We start from the raw sequence: 17,524 nt of genomic DNA, 5'->3' as shown, positions 1-17,524 counted from the left end.
GACATCCTTTGGGGGCTGGGGGGCTCAGTCCAGCACCGGCTTGCCGCGGGCGGACTTGATATCCCCCTTGCGTTTCTTGGCATCGACCCGTTTGCGCTGGGAGCTGCGGGTCGGCTTGGTGGCATGGCGGGCCTTGGGGCGCCAGGCTGCTTTTTTCAGCAACTCCACCAGACGGCTCATCGCCTCCTTGCGGTTCATATCCTGACTGCGGTGGCTCTCGACCCGGATCAGGATAAAACCGTCATGCACCCGGCTGTCGCTCAGCTTGTCGAGCCCCTCCTTGTAGAGGGGCGTCAGGCTGGGAGAGTTGCGGTAATCGAAGCGCAACCAGACGGCGGAGTCGGTCTTGTTGACGTGCTGTCCACCGTTGCCCTGTGCCCGCATGGTCTGAAATTGCAGCTCATGCCAGGGAATCGCGACGCTGTTGGAGATAACTAACATGCTGTTTTGCTCTTGTTTGGTGCATACCCGCTGACCGCTGCAGCATGGTGCCTCATTATGGGGCGTGCTGGCCGGTTATGGGGATGTGCCTGACGAATGGCGCAGGCATTAAACTCTATCTATATGAAATAAAACAATAAAAATACTTGGCATAAGAATTGAAACCCGATTCATGACACACCATGGATTGGGAGCAACCAGATGAAGCTGATTAGTGCGATTATCAAACCGTTCAAGTTGGACGATGTCCGCGAGGCTATTGCCAACCTGGGGGTGGAAGGGCTGACCGTGTCCGAGGTCAAGGGATTTGGCCGCCAGAAGGGACACACCGAATTATACCGGGGAGCCGAGTATCAGGTCGACTTCCTGCCCAAGGTGAAGCTGGAGATTGCTACCGCCGATGATAACGTGGAAGGGGTGATCGAGGCGATCTGCAAGGCGGCCTATACCGGCAAGATCGGCGACGGCAAGATCTTTGTCTATGACTTGCTGCAGGCGGTGCGCATCCGCACCGGCGAAAGTGACGACGAGGCGCTGTGATGAACCGCATCCGTGACGTACAGATCTGTTGACCTCCCGATCTCGGGGAATCCCGATGGAGTGAGCGCTTATTGAAGCCTGATCAACATAACGTTTTGCTCAGAAGAGGCCGAATGGGATTCCATCCGGCCCTTTTCATTTATGGGCGATTAAATATGTGATGTGGCGACGGCGAGCTTTCTTGATCCGCTTATAAGATGTATGCAGAATGCAAACGGCAATCGTTATCACTCTGTATAGCTAATCAAGGAATGGATGATGAAAATGAAGATGTTGGCACTGGCTTTCTCTGCGTTGGCAGCTCAGTCGGCATTGGCGGCCGGGGAAGTGAATGTCTACTCCAACCGGCAGGATGAGCTGATCAAGCCCATCATCCAGCAGTTCGAGAAGGAATCTGGCATCAAGGTGAACGTGGTGTTCGCCAAAGAGGGGTTGAACGAGCGTCTGGAGCGGGAAGGCAAGCTCTCTCCGGCCGACCTGATGCTGACCGTCGATATCAGCCGTCTGACCGATCTGGTGGACAAGGGGTTGGTGCAGCCGGTGGACAGCAAGATCCTGCAGGAGAACATCCCCGCCATCTATCGTGATCCGGAGAATCGCTGGTTCGCCCTGACCACCCGGGTTCGCGCCATCTACTCCAGCAAGGATCGCCTCGGCAAGCTCGATACCATCAGCTACGAAGATCTGGCCAAACCGGAATTCAAAGGGAAAATCTGCACCCGCAGCGGCAAGCATGAGTACAATGTGGCGCTGGTCTCCTCCATGATTGCCCATCACGGCATGGCTGAGACCAAAACCTGGCTGGAAGGGGTCAAGGCCAATCTGGCGCGCAAGCCGCAGGGCAACGACCGGGATCAGGTCAAGGCGATCAAGGATGGTATCTGTGACGTGTCGCTCGGCAACAGCTATTATCTGGGCGCCATGTTGAAAGATCCTGCGCAGAAGTCTTGGGCGGATGCGGTCTATATCAACTTCCCGAACCAGGCTGACCGCGGTGCCCACGTCAACGTGAGCGGCGTGGCCATGACCAAGTATGCCAAGAACAAGGCAGAGGCCCAGAAGCTGATGGAGTTTCTGGCTGGCGACACCGCCCAGCACATGTATGCGGACGTGAACGCCGAATATCCGGTCAAGGCCGGGGTCGAGCCTTCCGCCATGGTCAAGTCCTGGGGCAGTTTCAAGTCTGACGCACTACCGGTCAGCGATTACGCCAAGCATCGCAAGGACGCCTTGCAGTTGCTGGATGAAGTGAAGTTCGACTTGTAATCAGATGGGGCCAACGGCCCCATCAATATCTGTGGTCTCATGAAAAATTTTGGATGGATGACCGGCAGCTGGGCCACCGCCCTGCTGCTGGGTTTACCGGTTATAGCCCTGCTTTTCTCTGCCTTCTCGGCTGAGGGGGAGCTGTTTCGCCACCTCGCCGATACCGTGCTGCTCAATTATTTGGGCAATACCCTGGGGCTGGTGGTCGGCGTAGTATTGCTAAGCCTGCTATTTGGCGTGCCCACCGCCTGGCTGGTGGCCATGTGTCAGGTGCCGGGGCGCCGTGCCCTGCAGTGGGCCTTGATGCTGCCAATGGCCATGCCCTCCTATATCGTCGCCTACGTCTATACCGACTTGCTCGACTATTCGGGCCCCCTACAGGCCGGGTTGCGAGCACTCTTTGGCTGGAACAGTCCAGCCGATTACTGGTTTCCGGCCATTCGCTCCCTTGGCGGCGCCGCCTGGGTGCTGGCGCTGGTGCTGTTCCCCTATGTTTATCTGCTGACCCGCGCCTCTTTTCTCGAGCAGTCAGTCAGCTTGATCCACTCCAGCCGCCTGCTCGGCTGCACCCCGTGGCAGAGCTTTCGCCGTCTCAGTCTGCCGCTGGCGCGCCCCGCCATCATGGTGGCGGTATCGTTGGTGGCCATGGAGACGCTGGCCGATTTCGCCACCGTCCACTTCTTTGCCATCAACACCCTGACCACGGCGGTCTACGACACCTGGCTTGGCTATGGCAGTCTGGCCACCGCGGCCAAACTCTCCTGCCTGATGCTGCTGGCTGTGGTGCTGCTGATCGCGCTGGAGCGCCGCTCGCGCAGTCGGCAGCAGGTGTTCCAGAAGTCCATGGGCCATGAGCAGCCGCTGCGCTATCCGCTCAAGGGGATTGGCCGTTGGTTGGCCTGTCTCTGGTGCTGGGGGCTGGTGCTGGCCGGTTTTGGCCTGCCATTCGTCATCCTGCTCGATTACGGGGTGCGTTACTTCGAGTTGTCATGGACGCCGGAGTTTGTCCGCTTTGCCGGCAACAGCTTGGCTATCTCGGCGCTGACCGCTCTGCTGGCGATGGGCATCGCCCTGCTGCTCGGCTTCTTCCGTCGCCTCGATGGCGGGATAAAGAGTTTGTTGCCCCTGCGCATAGCCGCCATGGGCTACGCCATGCCGGGTACCGTGCTCGCCATCGGTGTGCTGGTGCCGCTAACCGCCCTCGACTTTGCCATCAACGATCTGGCCGAGTGGCTCGGGCGTCAGGGCCCGGGCTTGCTGCTAACCGGCACCATCACCGCCATCGTGTTCGGTTATCTGGTACGCTTCGTGGCCATCGCCATCGGCTCGGTGGAGAGCAGCATGGGCAAGATCTCCCCCAGTCTCGACATGGCTGCCCGCTCCCTGGGGCAGGGGGATGGCGGCATGCTGCGCCGGGTCCATCTGCCGCTGGTGCGCCGCGGTCTGTTTGCCGGTGCCATGCTGGTGTTTATCGAATCCATGAAGGAGCTGCCCGCCGCCCTGCTGCTGCGGCCGTTCAACTTCGATACTCTGGCGACCCACGTCTATCAGTTTGTCTCGGACGAGATGCTGGAGCGTGGCGCGCTGGGGGCTATCGTCATTGTGCTGGTGGGGCTGTTGCCGCTGATCTGGGTCAACCGCAGTCTGGACAGTCCGGGCCACTGAGTCGCCACGTCGGCCAATGAAATTGCATGCGGTGCGCTGAACCAAAAGGCTGCGCGCCGCCAGAAACGAGAGGAAGTCAGCCTTGTCCTGTTTGCAGGTTGAAAATGTCAGCTGCCGTTACAACGGTCGCAATGTGCTGGAGCAGCTCTCCCTGACGGTGGCAGACAACGAGATCGTCTGCCTGCTGGGAGCCAGTGGCTGCGGCAAAACCACGTTGCTCAAGGCCATCGCCGGGCTGCTGCCGTTGGCAGAGGGCTCGATTCGCCTCGGCGATACCCTGCTCGACGGGCCGGGTGCCAGCGTGCCGCCCGAGGCGCGCAACATCGGCATGATCTTTCAGGATTACGCCCTCTTTCCCCACCTGACGGTGGCCGACAATGTCGGCTTTGGCCTGACCAAACTCGATCGCCGCGCCCGCCAGCAGCAGGTGGACGAGGCGCTGGCGCTGGTCAATCTGCAGGGGCTGGGGGATCGTTATCCTCACCAGCTCTCCGGTGGCCAGCAGCAGCGAGTGGCTATCGCCCGGGCGCTGGTGTGCAAGCCGCGGCTGATGCTGCTGGATGAGCCCTTCTCCAACATCGATACCCAGGTGCGGATGAAGCTGATCCTCGAGATCCGCACCCTGCTCAAGCAGCAGGGGATTGGCGCCATCTTCGTCAGCCATAGCAAGGAGGAGGCGTTCGCCTTCGCCGATCGGCTGGCGCTGTTTCGCGCCGGTCACATCGAGCAGGTGGGCCAGCCGGAGCAGCTCTATCGCCGCCCGCAAAACCGCTTCGTGGCGGAGTTTCTCGGCGGGGTCAACTATCTGGCCGCCGAGGTGGTGGACAGCCACTGTGTACAGACGGCGCTCGGGGTCATCTGTGGCAGTGAGCCCCATGGCCGGGCGGTGGGTGAGCAGTTGCAACTGATGCTCAGACCCCAGCAGTTGTTGCTGGAGAGCGCCGCAGATGGGGAGCTCAAGGTAGTGGAGCAGCAGTTCCTCGGCCACCACTGCCGGGTGCTGTTCGAGTGTGGCGATCTGCAGCTGGAGGCGAGCATTGGCGAGCCCCTTGATGGGATGCGGGCACGGATCAAGGTTGCCCCCCATGGGCTGGTGTTGTTTGACCCTTTGTCCTGAACGCGTGATATCGTCGTGAAATCAAAGAACTGGATCCACTCTGGTTTATAATCGCGCAACGCAAATAGCCCGTAACGCTAACGCCTACTCAGGGGAGAGATATATGAAAGCCCAAGCCGGGATCTGCGCAGAGCCGAATCTGCACGCCCTCTATCTGATGTTCAATCGTACCGGCGATGCCGCCGAACTGGTCGGCCGTCTGGCTAAACTGCCCGCCCTGTGGCAGGCGGTCGCCGCCGATTTCCCCGATGCCGGTTTCAGCGGTCTGGTTGCCGTTGGCGCCGATGCCTGGGATGGTCTCTACCCTGCCGCCCGTCCGCCCCAGTTCCGCAGCTTTATGGCGCAATCCGCCAACGGTCAGGAAGCCCCCAACACCCCGTTTGATCTCTTTATTCAGCTGCGCGCCGATCGGGTGGATGTGTTGCACCACGCCGGTCACCGTGTGATGGCACTGCTGGCCGGACTGGTAGAGCTGGCCGAAGAGGTGCGTGGCTTCCGCAATCTGGATTTCCGTGACCTGACCGGTTTCGTTGATGGCACCGAGAACCCGCAGGATGAACACCGTGCCGAAGTGGCGTTGCTGGCGGAAGGCGAGTTTGCCGGTGGCTCCTACATTCATGTCCAGCGCTGGGTCCACGCCATGAGTGACTGGGAGAAGCTGGCGCAAAAAGAGCAGGAAGACATTATCGGTCGCACCAAGCCCGACAACATCGAATATGAGTCTGCTGCCAAGCCGTTGACCGCCCACATCAAGCGGGTCAATCTCAAGACTCCGAAGGGAGAGTCCATGGAGATCCTGCGCCAGAGCATGCCCTGGGGCACCATGACCGAGCAGGGACTCTACTTCATCTCCTGCTGCCGCACACCGCAGCACTTCAACGCCATGCTGGCCAGCATGTACAAGGGAGAGGGCAGCCACTTCGATCACCTGCTGCGCTTCACCAAAGCAGTGACCGGCGCGGCTTTCTTCGCCCCATCGGAGGGTTTTCTGATGGCGCAGGGCAAATAAGCCCGCCTGACGAAGACTCAGAAAACAAAAATCCCGGCCTTGGCCGGGATTTTTCGTTTTGGCGTGACCGCGATGATGCGGTAGCGGCCATTATGGCGTCTGTTCGAACAGCTCGAGGGCGGAGAGGTAGAGCTCTTCGATATCGGTGTCGCTGGTCGGGGTGATGAAGATGGTGTCATCACCGGCGATGGTGCCGAGGATCCCCTCTGCCTTGCCGAGGGAGTCGAGCAGGCGGGCGATCAGCTGGGCGGCACCCGGGCTGGTGTGGATCACCACCAGTGCGCCGTTGTGATCGACGTCCAGTACCAGATTCTTGAGCGGGCTGGAGGTGGTGGGCACGCCCAGTTCCACCGGCAGGCAGTAGACCATCTCCATCTTGGCATTGCGAGTGCGAACGGCGCCGAAGCGGCTCAGCATGCGCGATACCTTGGACTGGTTGATGTTCTCGAAGCCAAGCTCTTGCAGGGCGGTGACGATTTCTGCCTGGGAGCCAAAGCGCTCTTCTTTCAGCAAGGCTTTAAAGGCCTTGGCCAGTTTTTCTTGCTTGTCGTTGTGTTTCATCTTGGTCTCACGAATGAGGAGGTGTGGCGGCCTGTGCGATACAGGCGGCAGATACGAACAGCGGGGCCATTTTGCATTCATATGCCGTTTTTTGCAAGGAAGCGGCGCTTGTTCTGCATATTGATTCAAAAATGGCTTGCATCAACCTTTATTAGGGATAGAATCGGGATGAAATTTTGAAAACTTATTCAATTGGGCTGTATGGGTATTGAATTAATAGGTATCGAGAAGTCCTGGCACAAGGTGCCGGTTCTGCAACAGGTCAGCTTTCGGACATCCCCCGGTGAAACCTTGGTGTTGCTGGGCCCGAGCGGTGCTGGCAAGAGTTCCCTGCTACGGATGATGAACCTGCTGGATACCCCGGATGCGGGTGTTCTGCGGATTGGCGAAAGTGAATTTTCTTTCCCGATCTCCCTCTCAGCTGCCGAATTCAACCGCCAGTCCCAACTGCTGCGTCGCAAGGTGGGCATGGTGTTCCAGCAGTACAATCTCTGGCCACATCTCACTGTGATGGAGAATCTGATTGAAGCGCCGGTCAAGGTGCTCGGCATGAGCAAGGAGGCCGCCATCGAGAAGGGGGCCTATCTGCTGGCCCAGCTGCAACTGGCCGACAAGCGCGATGCCTGGCCTGCACGTCTCTCCGGCGGTCAGCAGCAGCGGGTGGCCATTGCCCGTACCCTGATGATGGACCCGGAAGTGCTGCTGTTTGACGAGCCGACTGCTGCCCTCGATCCCGAGATCACCAAGGAGGTGGCCGAGATCATCCGTAACCTCAGCCAGACCGGCATTACCCAGGTGGTGGTGACCCACGAGGTCGATTTTGCCCGCAAGGTAGCCAGTCAGGTGATTTATCTGGAGAAGGGGCGGATCATCGAATCCGGCACCGCTGCCATTTTCCAATCCCCGCAAACCAGCCGGTTTGCCGAATTCTTGATGCATTGATATTGAATCGATAAGGAAGCTGTCATGAAAAAGAGTCTGTTGTTGGTTGCTGCCATGGGCCTGTTGAGTACCTCCGTCATGGCCAAAGAGATCAAGTTCGCCACCGAGGCCACCTACGCGCCGTTCGAATACCTGGATGACAAGAACGAGTTTCAGGGTTTTGACATCGATCTGGCCCGCGCCATCTGCGAGCAGGCCAAGCTGGAGTGCAGCTTCCACAATCAGGCCTTTGACAGCCTGATCCCCAGCCTGAAATTCCGTCGCTACGATGCTGCCATCGCCGCCATGGACGTAACCCCTGAGCGCTCCGCGCAGGTCGATTTCTCTGACATCTACTACGAGAACTCGGCAGTATTCGTCGCCAAGAAAGGGGCCTTCAAGGGGCCGGAAGAGATGGTCGACAAGACAGTCGGCGTGCAGAACGGTACCTCTCACCAGTCCTATCTGGTGGATAACTGGGTGAGCAAGGGCCTGCTGACCGTACCGTACGCCAGCTACCAGAGCGCCTTCCTCGACATGATGAATGGCCGTACCGACGGTGTGTTTGCTGATACCGCCGTTGCTGCCGATTGGCTGAAGCAGCACAAGGAGTATGCGGTGGTGGGTGCGCCAGTGACCGATGCCAAGTACTTCGGTACCGGCTTTGGCATCGCGGTCGCCAAGGGCAATCAGGAGCTGCTGACCCAGCTGAACAAGGGGCTGGCCGAGATCAAGGCCAACGGCACCTATCAGAAAATCTTCGACAAATACTTCGCGCAGTAAGCCATGTTGAGCCTGTTGTTGGATGCAGCCTGGATGACCCTCGGGCTGGCCTTGGCATCACTGGTCGGGGGCATGGTATTGGCACTGGCGTTTAGTGCCGCCGAGCTCAGCAAGCAGCGTGCGCTGGTGTGGCCGGTGGCCACTCTGACCACGCTGATCCGTGGTCTGCCCGAGTTGCTGGTGGTGCTGTTCATCTACTTCGGCTCGACCCAGGTGCTGTTCCTCATCACTGGCGAGTATGTGGAGTTCAGCCCGTTCGCCTGTGGCGTGCTGGCGCTCTCCCTGCTGTTCGCCAGCTATGCGACCCAGACCCTGCGGGCGGCGCTCAATGCGGTGCCTTCAGGTCAACGGCTGGCGGCGCTGGCGCTGGGTTTGAACAAGAGCAACATCTTCTTTCGCATCGTGTTGCCGCAGGCGTGGCGTCATGCCCTGCCGGGCCTCGGCAACCAGTGGCTGGTATTGCTGAAAGATACCGCGCTGGTGTCGCTTATCGGGGTCAACGAGATGATGCGTCAGGCGCAGATGGCTTCGGCCAGTACCTATGAGCCGTTCACCTGGTATGCCGCCGCGGCCCTCATCTATCTGGCCATCAGTCTGGTGAGTGAATATGGCCTCGGGCTGGCTGCCCGCTACACCCGCCGCTACGGAGGCTAACTGATGCAAGAGTATCTCGTTACGTTGCTGGGCGGTCTTGTCACCACGCTGGAGCTGACCCTGTTCAGCCTGCTGCTGGGGATTGTGTTGGCAGCCCTGATGACCTGGGTGCTGGAGCTGCGCCTGCCGGTGGCGACCCAGCTGGTGCAGCTGTGGGTGCTGCTCTTTACCGGCACGCCGCTGCTCATTCAGATCTTCCTGATTTACTACGGGCCGGGCCAGTTTGAGTGGCTGAAAGCCAGCCCGCTCTGGCCGCTGCTCAAGCAGCCCTGGTTCTGCGCCGTGCTGGCGCTGGGTCTCAACACGGCGGCCTACTCCACCCGGTTGTTCAAGGGGGCGCTCGATGCCATCCCGGCCGGTGAAGTAGAGGCGTGTCGTGCGCTTGGCTTTAACGGCCGCCAGACCTTGTGGATGAAGGTGCGCCATGCCGCCCGTCATCTGGTGCCTGCCTACTCCAACGAGGTGATCCTGGTACTCAAGGGGAGCTCCCTCGCCAGTACTATCACCATCATGGACATCATGGGGCTGGCGCAGGGGTTGAATGCCCAGACCTACGATACCCTGGCGGTGTTCGGGGTGGCTGGCGGGCTTTATCTGGCGATGAACGGATTGTTAACAATTGGTTTTCGCTGGTGTGAAAAACGGGCGCTGGCATTCTAATCCTGAGACCCTCAGATCTACCTCTTTATGGTAGGGGGAAGTGCAGAAAAACTGTGCTTCTCCTCCAACTTTTTGTATTTCCCTCCAATTTTTGCTCCCGCATGTTTCGTGGCTCACAGAACCCGTGACTGCAACTGTTATCAGATTGTTTTTTATGGGGGGATCCATTAAGGTTGGGCGCACAACAACAAACAACCTTAAACCTACGCTTAAACATGGAGTTGATCATGAAAGTTGCCGTTCTGGGTGCCGCTGGTGGCATCGGTCAAGCCCTCGCTCTGCTGTTGAAAAACCGTCTGCCGGCTGGCTCCGAGCTGAGCCTGTATGACATCGCCCCGGTTACTCCGGGTGTGGCCGTTGACCTCAGTCATATTCCTACCGACGTCGCCATCAAGGGCTTCTGCGGTGAAGATCCGACTCCTGCGCTGGTTGGGGCCGATGTGGTGCTGATTTCCGCCGGTGTGGCACGCAAGCCGGGGATGGATCGCTCCGACCTGTTCAATATCAACGCCGGTATCGTCAAGAATCTGGTCGAGAAGTGCGCGGCCACTTGCCCGAAAGCACTGATCGGCATCATCACCAACCCGGTCAACACCACCGTTGCCATCGCTGCCGAAGTGCTGAAGAAAGCCGGTGTCTATGACAAGCGTCGTCTGTTTGGTGTCACCACCCTGGACGTGATCCGCGCCGAGACCTTCGTGGCCGCTGCCAAAGGGTTGAACATCGACAAAGTACGCGTCAACGTGATCGGTGGTCACAGTGGCGTGACCATTCTGCCGCTGCTCTCCCAGATTGAAGGCGCCTCCTTCACTGCAGAAGAAGTGGCTGCCATGACCAAGCGCATCCAGAATGCCGGTACCGAAGTGGTGGAAGCCAAGGCCGGTGGCGGTTCTGCGACCCTCTCCATGGGTCAGGCGGCTTGCCGTTTCGGTCTCTCCCTCATCAAGGGTCTGCAGGGCGAAGCCAATGTCATCGAGTGCGCCTACGTGGAAGGCAACGGCGAGCACGCCACCTTCTTCGCACAGCCGGTACTGCTGGGCAAGAATGGCGTCGAAACCGTACTTGATTACGGCAAGCTGAGCGCGTTCGAGCAGGAAGCGATGGAAGGCATGCTGGCTACCCTGAAAGCAGATATCCAGCTGGGTGTCGATTTCGTCAAGTAAGCGGGTCAACCGTGCCAACAAGGGAGCTTCGGCTCCCTTTTGTATTGATGAGAGCCGCCCGGCAGGCTAAGGGGATGGGGCTTGGTGCCGATAACAGAGTGCAGCAGGAGATCCTTATGATGAAACCCCTTACCCTTCTCGTTCTTGTCGGTGCATTCACCGCGCCCCTCTATGGTGCCGAGGCGGTATCGGCTGCCGTATCGAGCGATGCGCCTGCAGCAAGTGCATCGGCACCGACAGCAAGCAGTGCTGCGGTGGCAACGGCCCCTGTCTCTGCTGCTACGCCAGCGCCCTCTGAGGCAGTCCCCGTCTTGCTTCCGGCCGAGCCGGTCACACCCGTTGCCAGCAGTGGCGAGGGGGCCGCGCCGCTGCCAAAACCGGCTGAGCCTGCCGCTGTGGTTGCGCCTCCCGCACCTCTGGCCGCAGGCGAGTTGCAGGCGGTGCCGCTCTATCGTCAGGACGAGCTGCTCAACTGGATTGAGCAGGGGCGCCACCTCACTCAGGTGAAGCAGGATCGCTGTCAGCTGACTCAGGATATCGAAGCGCGCGCCTCGGTGATGAAGATCCCGGCCTATCAATTCCTCTGGGGGGATATGCTGGCGTGGGGTGTCTGTACCAAACCCAATGCCGAGATCGGGGTGCAATATATGTGGGAGGCGGCCAATCAGGGTTTGGCGCCGGCGCTGGAGCAACTGGGTCGCTACTACTGGAAAGGAACTTTGGTGCAGAAGGATTTGGTGCGAGCCGAAACACTGATGCGCGAGGCGGCCAGCCTCGGTTTTCTGCGGGCTCGCATCGAGTGGGTCGAGATGCTGTTGCAGGGGATGGGCAGTCCGCTTGATTATGAGGATGCCTACCGTTGGCTCCATGGCGCTGTCATAGGTGACAAGGCGCTGCACCAGAAGGCGGCGAGTCTGCTCAACCGTCTTGGCAACCGGATGCCGGCCAACGTGGTGGCCCGCGCCAAGGCGATGCACTGATCCAAAAAAATGACCCACAGGTCTGCACCTGTGGGTCCGGTTCCAGCCGCCGTGCCATGACAGGCCGGAACCTCCCTCTGTTATATGGCTGCCCGAGCCTTAGAGATCTTGATGGGGGCCAAAAACTTCGTAATGGAGCTGCCCCGTTGGTACCCCAGCAGCCAGCAGCTGCCGCTTGATCTCTTGCATGAAGCCGACAGGGCCACAGAAGTAGTAGTGGGCCTGCGGCGTGATGCGCTCCTTCACGGCAGTCAGATCCATGGTGCCGGCCAGGTCGTAATCTTCGCTCTGCACATCACTGGCCTCCGGCTCCCTATACCAGACCCGGCTCAGCAAGTTGGGATGCTGACGGGATTTTTGCTGAATATACTCCCGGAAGGCGTGTACAGCACCCTGTTCGCAGGCGTGTAGCCAGGTGATATCAGCCTGATGGCCGCTCGCCAGCAGCTGGTTGAGCATGCTCATCATCGGTGTCACGCCGACACCGGCGGAGAGCAGTACCACCGGGGTATGGCTGTCGGCTTTCAGGTAGAAATCGCCGGTGGGGGGCATCACTTCGATCTTGTCACCCGCCTGCAGGTGATCGTGCAGCAGGTTGGAGACCTGACCCTGTGGCTCGCGTTTGACGCTGATGCGGTAATCCTGTCCATTGGGTGCATCGGAGAGGGAGTATTGGCGGATTTCCTGATATTCCAGCTCGGGGTGAACCAGCTTGATGCTGAGGTATTGGCCCGGTTTGAAGGTCAGTACCGGCTTGCCATCTTCCGGCGCCAGCAGGAAGGAGGTGATGAGGTCGCTCTCGGCTCGCTTCTCCTTGATGATGAAGGTGCGGGTACCTTGCCAGCCGCCATCCTGATTGGCCTTCTCCTGATAGATCTCCCGCTCGCGGCCGATGAAGATGTCGGCCAGCACGCCATACGCCTTGCCCCATGCCTCCAGCACCTCGTCGGTGACCGCACTTCCGCCCAATTCTTTGAGCGTGGCCAAGAGATGACTACCTACAATGTGATATTGTTCCGGCTGGATCAGGAATCCGGTATGTTTGTGCGCAATCCGCTCGACTGCACCGGCGAGAGCCCCCAGATTGTCGATATTCTTGGCATACGCGGCGACTGCATTGAACAGGGCCAGCGGCTGGCCGCCACTTCGTTGGTGGGCAAGGTTGAAGATATCTTTCAGCTCCGGGTTATGGCTGAACATCCGCTGGTAGAAGTGCTGGGTGAGGGCAGGGCCTGCCGATTCGAGCAGCGGAATGGTGCTTTTGATGACGGCAACGGTGGTTTGATCTAGCATAGGGGCCTCGTTCTAATTGAACATATAAAATGTCATTTAATAAGTGGCATCCTAGATGTTTATTTGATTTGAATCAATACTCCACTTTTCGCATCGCGCTAATCAGGTTTTATGAGACTAACCAGTTATACAGATTTTGGATTGAGAGCCCTGCTCTATCTTGCCACCCTGCCGGAAGGGGAGTTGTCGAGCGTTGCCAAGGTATCGGCCCTGTATGGCGTTTCCCGCAACCACATGGTGAAGGTGGTCAATCAGTTGGTGAAGCTGGGCTATCTGCAATCCCAGCGGGGCAAGAATGGCGGTATTCGCATGGCTTGCGATCCCGCCACCATCAATATCGGGCAGGTGATCAGGGCGCTGGAAGGCAATCTGGACGGCATTGACTGCGGCTCGCCCGCTTGCCACATCGTCTCTGTCTGTTTGCTCAAGAGTGCGCTGAAAGAGGCGATGGATGCGTTTCTGGCGGTGATGGACAGCTATACGCTGCAAGACCTGCTGGCCAACCGCGACGAGTTGCAACGGGTGTTTGGCGAGTTGATCCCGACGCTGGTGCTGGAGCCGGATGATGAAGATGAGCAATGACGATGAGCAATAGAAAAGGGCTGCCACTGGCAGCCCTTTTTCAATCTTGTGAATCCGACTCCGCCCGGTACGATGCAGGCATGATCCGCGCCATCTTGACCATATTGTTCTCCACATCGAGGATCTCGATAGGATAACCGGCCAACCGGATCCCGATGTTGGGCTGGGGGATCTCCTCCAGATATTCGAGGATCAGACCGTTGAGGGTACGCGGGCCGTCGATGGGCAGGTGCCAATTCATCTCCTTGTTCAGCTCACGAATATTGGCTGAGCCTTCGACCAGATAAGAACCATCTGACTGGGGGTGGATCTCGTCGCTCGGCGCTGGCGTCATGGAGGTGGTGAAGTCGCCCACTATCTCTTCCAGAATATCGTCCAGAGTGATTAGCCCCTGAATGTCGCCGTATTCGTCGACGATCAGGCCAATTCGCTCCTTGTTGCGCTGGAATTTGGCCAGCTGCACGTTGAGCGGCGTTCCTTCCGGAATGAAGTAGATCTCGTCCACTTCACGCAATAGACTCGATTTGTTGAACTGATCCTTGGCTACCAGCCGCAGGGCATCGCGCGCGTGCAAAAAGCCGACAACGTCGTCGATATTGTCGCGATAGAGCAGGATCTTGGTGTGAGCGCAGTGGGCTAGCTGGCGCTGGATGCTCTTCCAGTCATCGTTGATGTCGATGGCGTAGATATCGCTGCGTGGCACCATGATGTCCTCGACCAGCATCTTGTCGAGATCCAGAATGCTCAGCAGCATCTCCTGATGACGCTGGGGGATCAGGTTACCCGCCTCATTGACTATGGTGCGCAGCTCCTCGGTGTTGAGAGAGTCATCCTTGTTGGGGTTGATCTTCAGCATCTTGAGCAGGCCGCTGGTGATGCCGTTGATCAGCCAGACCAGCGGCGAGAGCGGCACCATCAGCCCCTTGAGGATCCAGGAGGCGGGATAGGCGATCTTCTCCGGGAACATGGCTGCCAGCGTCTTGGGGGTCACTTCACCGAATACCAGCACCACCAGGGTCAGGCCGAAGGTGGCGATGGCGACCCCGAGATCACCAAACAGCCGGATACAGACGATGGTGGCGATGGCGGAGGCGAGAATATTGACCAGATTGTTGCCGATCAGGATCAGCCCCAGCAGGCGATCGGGGCGGGCGAGCAGTTGCTCGACGCGATGTGCGGCTTTGTGTTTGGTCTGTGCCAGATGCCGCAGTTTGTAGCGGTTGATGGACATCAGGCCGGTTTCGGAACTGGAGAAAAAGGCGGAAAGAAGGATCAAGATAACGAGAACAATCAGTAATGTACTCGTTGAGATGCTGTCCAAAAAGGGCTCCTGTTGGATGGTATGGCTAAAAGAGTATAGGTGTCAGCTCAACAGCACTTCTTTGACGAAGCGACTGCCAAAGTAGGCAAGAGTCAGGATGAAGCTGCCGATGAGACTGAGCGTGATGACTTTGCGGCCGCGCCAGCCATAGGTGTGATGACCCCACAGCAGCAACACGTAGACACACCATGCCAGGATGGAGAGCACTGCCTTGTGAGACTTGCCCTGGGCGAACATATCTTCGAGGAAGAAGAGGCCGGAGGCGATGGAAAGTGTCAGTAGCAGCACTCCCGCAGAGATCAACTGAAACAGCCGTTTTTCCACTGTCATCAGTGGCGGCATGGCTGGTAGGTTACTGATTTTTCTAGATTTAAGCTGCTTGTCCAGACAGGCGAGCTGCAGCGCAAACAGACAGGCGATCATCAATACCGAGTAGGCCATCAGGGCTAGGCCGATGTGCAGCAACAGCTGGGGATGGGCCTCCAGATGGGTTATGTAGCGACCCGGGATCAAGGCGCTGGCAGCCAGCAACAGGGCCGAGAAGCTGTAGACCACCGGCAGCAGGATCCAGCCGTTGAAGCGGCGGGTCACGCAGGTCATGAAGCAACTGATGATTAGGCTGACCAGCGAGGCAACGTTGAGCATGCTCAGGTTCTGGCCGTAACTCTGCAATACCTCTGAACCGAGGGCGCTGGCGTGGGCGATCAGGGCCAATCCGATACAGGCAAACAGGGAGCGCTGTCCCACCGGCTTGGCGCTCAGTAACAGATGCAGGGAGGCGATGATGGCCAGCAGATAAAACGCCAGGGCCAGAACAGAGATTACGATCATAACCAGGTCGTTGTTGCACAAGCTTTTGAGGGTAAGAGGGGCAGTATACCTTGCACGAGAAGTGCTCGCCAGTTGTGCAACGGCCGATCTGCCCATATATAGGGAGAAGGTCCCTGCTGCTGCGGTGCGGTGAATAATCGTCCTCGCGCCCGCTCTGGGTTATAATGCCCCCAATTTATTACGCCAAGAACCGGAATCCGTCATGTTTGAGAATTTGACTGAACGACTCTCGCGCACCTTGCGCAATGTCAGTGGCCGTGGTCGCCTGACCGAAGACAATATCAAGGAAACCCTGCGTGAAGTCCGCATGGCGCTGCTCGAGGCGGATGTCGCCCTGCCGGTAGTGCGTGATTTCGTCGCGCGTGTCAAAGAGCGCGCAGTCGGGCAGGAAGTGGCCAAATCCCTGAGCCCGGGCCAGGCATTCATCAAGATTGTGCATGGTGAACTGGTCACCGTGATGGGGGAGGCCAACGAACAGCTCAACCTGGCTGCCCAGCCGCCTGCGATCATCCTGATGGCCGGTCTGCAGGGGGCCGGTAAGACCACCACGGTTGGCAAACTGGCCAAGCTGCTCAAAGAGCGCAGCAAGAAGAAGGTGCTGGTGGTCAGTGCTGACGTTTATCGCCCAGCAGCGATCAAGCAGCTGGAGACCCTGGCGAGCGACATCGGCGTCGACTTTTTCCCGAGCGATGCCAGCCAGAAGCCGGTCGACATCGCCACCGCAGCCATCGATCAGGCGCGCAAGAAATTCTATGACGTGGTGATCGTCGATACCGCCGGTCGTCTGCACGTCGATAGCGAGATGATGGCCGAGATTCAGGATCTGCATGCCACCATCAAGCCGGTCGAGACTCTGTTCGTGGTGGATGCCATGACCGGTCAGGATGCCGCCAACACCGCCAAGGCGTTCAACGAAGCGCTGCCGCTTACCGGTGTGATCCTCACCAAGGCGGATGGTGACGCCCGTGGTGGTGCCGCCCTGTCGGTGCGCCACATCACCGGCAAGCCGGTCAAGTTTATCGGTATGGGCGAAAAAACCGATGCGCTGGAGCCGTTCCACCCGGATCGTCTTGCCTCCCGCATCCTCGGTATGGGCGATGTGCTCTCTCTTATCGAAGAGGTGGAGCGCAACGTCGATAAAGAGAAAGCGGCCAAGCTGGCCAGCAAGGTCAAGAGCGGCAAGGGTTTCGATCTGGAAGATTTCCGCGAGCAGCTGGCCCAGATGCGCAACATGGGCGGCATGATGGGCATGCTCGACAAGCTGCCCGGCATGTCCGGTCTGCCGGATAACGTGAAAGATCAGATGGATGACAAGCTCACCGTGCGGATGGAGGCCATCATCAGCTCCATGACGCCGAAGGAGCGCGCCCACCCCGATCTAATCAAGGGTTCCCGCAAACGCCGTATCGCCGCAGGTTCCGGCATGCAGGTGCAGGATGTGAACAAGCTGCTCAAACAGTTCACCGAGATGCAGCGCATGATGAAGAAAATGTCCGGGAAAGGCGGCATGCGCAAGATGATGAGCCAGATGAAGAACATGATGCCCCCCGGTTTCGGTGGCGGTCGCGGCCCGTTCTGATCCGGCCTGCGTGTTGATGGGGGTCTGCAGTTGCAGGCCCCTTTTAATTGCCGCTCTGCGCAAAAAATGGCTGGCTTGGTTGCAATTATTACGAATCCAAGTAGAATTACGCGGCTTATTTTAAGCTAGGGTCCGCGTGTTTGCGGGCCTTGTTCATT

18 protein-coding genes are annotated in these 17,524 nt (G+C 58.7%); 13 read left to right on the top strand and 5 right to left on the bottom strand.

What is annotated here, in order from left to right; genetic code table 11:
• Nucleotides 1–24 precede the first annotated feature (24 nt).
• Nucleotides 25–441 carry an alternative ribosome rescue aminoacyl-tRNA hydrolase ArfB gene (arfB, locus tag AB5Z02_RS17040; protein WP_111901080.1) on the bottom strand — a complete coding sequence of 139 codons (417 nt, stop codon included), beginning with the start codon at nt 439–441 and terminating at the stop codon, nt 25–27.
• A gap of 201 nt (nt 442–642) precedes the next feature.
• Here arfB and glnK point away from each other — a divergent pair, with 201 nt between their 5' ends.
• The 5 genes from glnK (at nt 643) to AB5Z02_RS17015 (ending at nt 6,038) form a co-directional block, all read left to right on the top strand.
• Complete coding sequence (gene glnK, locus AB5Z02_RS17035; protein WP_005341406.1) at nt 643–981, top strand: P-II family nitrogen regulator; 339 nt, start codon at nt 643–645, stop codon at nt 979–981.
• 258 nt (nt 982–1,239) lie between these two features.
• Nucleotides 1,240–2,247 (top strand): Fe(3+) ABC transporter substrate-binding protein, encoded by a 1,008-nt coding sequence (locus tag AB5Z02_RS17030; protein WP_005340374.1) that lies wholly within the window; start codon nt 1,240–1,242, stop codon nt 2,245–2,247.
• 39 nt (nt 2,248–2,286) lie between these two features.
• A complete protein-coding gene (locus AB5Z02_RS17025; RefSeq protein WP_368216516.1) occupies nt 2,287–3,912 on the top strand; it encodes an ABC transporter permease in 1,626 nt (541 codons plus the stop codon).
• Nucleotides 3,913–3,994: 82 nt separating this feature from the next.
• On the top strand, nt 3,995–5,029 hold the full coding sequence (locus AB5Z02_RS17020) for an ABC transporter ATP-binding protein (protein WP_219265025.1): 1,035 nt from the start codon (nt 3,995–3,997) through the stop codon (nt 5,027–5,029).
• A 103-nt stretch (nt 5,030–5,132) separates the two neighbouring features.
• Nucleotides 5,133–6,038, top strand: a complete 906-nt coding sequence (locus AB5Z02_RS17015) for a Dyp-type peroxidase (protein WP_064338814.1) — start codon at nt 5,133–5,135, stop codon at nt 6,036–6,038.
• Between the two features lie 90 nt (nt 6,039–6,128).
• On the opposite strand, the gene argR is transcribed toward AB5Z02_RS17015, so the two are convergent.
• On the bottom strand, nt 6,129–6,599 hold the full coding sequence (gene argR, locus AB5Z02_RS17010; protein ID WP_005340378.1) for a transcriptional regulator ArgR: 471 nt from the start codon (nt 6,597–6,599) through the stop codon (nt 6,129–6,131).
• A 201-nt stretch (nt 6,600–6,800) separates the two neighbouring features.
• Between argR and AB5Z02_RS17005 the strand changes: the two genes are divergently transcribed.
• From AB5Z02_RS17005 to AB5Z02_RS16980, 6 genes are all read left to right on the top strand, one after another.
• The gene (locus AB5Z02_RS17005) at nt 6,801–7,541 is read left to right on the top strand and encodes an ATP-binding cassette domain-containing protein (protein ID WP_160881760.1); all 741 of its coding nucleotides are present in this window, start codon (nt 6,801–6,803) and stop codon (nt 7,539–7,541) included.
• A 24-nt stretch (nt 7,542–7,565) separates the two neighbouring features.
• Nucleotides 7,566–8,303 carry a transporter substrate-binding domain-containing protein gene (locus tag AB5Z02_RS17000; RefSeq protein ID WP_019445594.1) on the top strand — a complete coding sequence of 246 codons (738 nt, stop codon included), beginning with the start codon at nt 7,566–7,568 and terminating at the stop codon, nt 8,301–8,303.
• A 3-nt stretch (nt 8,304–8,306) separates the two neighbouring features.
• On the top strand, nt 8,307–8,957 hold the full coding sequence (gene artQ / locus AB5Z02_RS16995; protein WP_151286211.1) for an arginine ABC transporter permease ArtQ: 651 nt from the start codon (nt 8,307–8,309) through the stop codon (nt 8,955–8,957).
• Between the two features lie 3 nt (nt 8,958–8,960).
• Nucleotides 8,961–9,617 carry an arginine ABC transporter permease ArtM gene (gene artM / locus AB5Z02_RS16990; protein WP_368216515.1) on the top strand — a complete coding sequence of 219 codons (657 nt, stop codon included), beginning with the start codon at nt 8,961–8,963 and terminating at the stop codon, nt 9,615–9,617.
• Nucleotides 9,618–9,844: 227 nt separating this feature from the next.
• Nucleotides 9,845–10,780 carry a malate dehydrogenase gene (gene mdh, locus AB5Z02_RS16985; RefSeq protein ID WP_069554449.1) on the top strand — a complete coding sequence of 312 codons (936 nt, stop codon included), beginning with the start codon at nt 9,845–9,847 and terminating at the stop codon, nt 10,778–10,780.
• Between the two features lie 395 nt (nt 10,781–11,175).
• On the top strand, nt 11,176–11,760 hold the full coding sequence (locus AB5Z02_RS16980) for a tetratricopeptide repeat protein (protein ID WP_151286247.1): 585 nt from the start codon (nt 11,176–11,178) through the stop codon (nt 11,758–11,760).
• Between the two features lie 99 nt (nt 11,761–11,859).
• Here AB5Z02_RS16980 and hmpA read toward each other — a convergent pair whose 3' ends face one another.
• On the bottom strand, nt 11,860–13,053 hold the full coding sequence (gene hmpA, locus AB5Z02_RS16975; RefSeq protein WP_368216514.1) for an NO-inducible flavohemoprotein: 1,194 nt from the start codon (nt 13,051–13,053) through the stop codon (nt 11,860–11,862).
• A gap of 111 nt (nt 13,054–13,164) precedes the next feature.
• Between hmpA and AB5Z02_RS16970 the strand changes: the two genes are divergently transcribed.
• Nucleotides 13,165–13,635 (top strand): Rrf2 family transcriptional regulator, encoded by a 471-nt coding sequence (locus AB5Z02_RS16970; RefSeq protein ID WP_005340388.1) that lies wholly within the window; start codon nt 13,165–13,167, stop codon nt 13,633–13,635.
• Between the two features lie 40 nt (nt 13,636–13,675).
• On the opposite strand, the gene AB5Z02_RS16965 is transcribed toward AB5Z02_RS16970, so the two are convergent.
• A complete protein-coding gene (locus AB5Z02_RS16965) occupies nt 13,676–14,956 on the bottom strand; it encodes an HlyC/CorC family transporter (protein ID WP_368216513.1) in 1,281 nt (426 codons plus the stop codon).
• A gap of 42 nt (nt 14,957–14,998) precedes the next feature.
• The gene (ccsA, locus tag AB5Z02_RS16960; RefSeq protein WP_005340390.1) at nt 14,999–15,787 is read right to left on the bottom strand and encodes an inner membrane protein YpjD; all 789 of its coding nucleotides are present in this window, start codon (nt 15,785–15,787) and stop codon (nt 14,999–15,001) included.
• Nucleotides 15,788–15,989: 202 nt separating this feature from the next.
• Here ccsA and ffh point away from each other — a divergent pair, with 202 nt between their 5' ends.
• A complete protein-coding gene (gene ffh / locus AB5Z02_RS16955) occupies nt 15,990–17,366 on the top strand; it encodes a signal recognition particle protein (protein ID WP_005340391.1) in 1,377 nt (458 codons plus the stop codon).
• The last annotated feature ends 158 nt before the right edge of the window (nt 17,367–17,524 follow it).

Source organism: Aeromonas sp. R2-3, from assembly GCF_040908375.1.
Taxonomy (GTDB): domain Bacteria; phylum Pseudomonadota; class Gammaproteobacteria; order Enterobacterales; family Aeromonadaceae; genus Aeromonas; species Aeromonas veronii.
The sequence above is the reverse complement of the archived record's forward strand: the minus strand, read 5'-3'. Positions and strand labels throughout refer to the sequence as shown.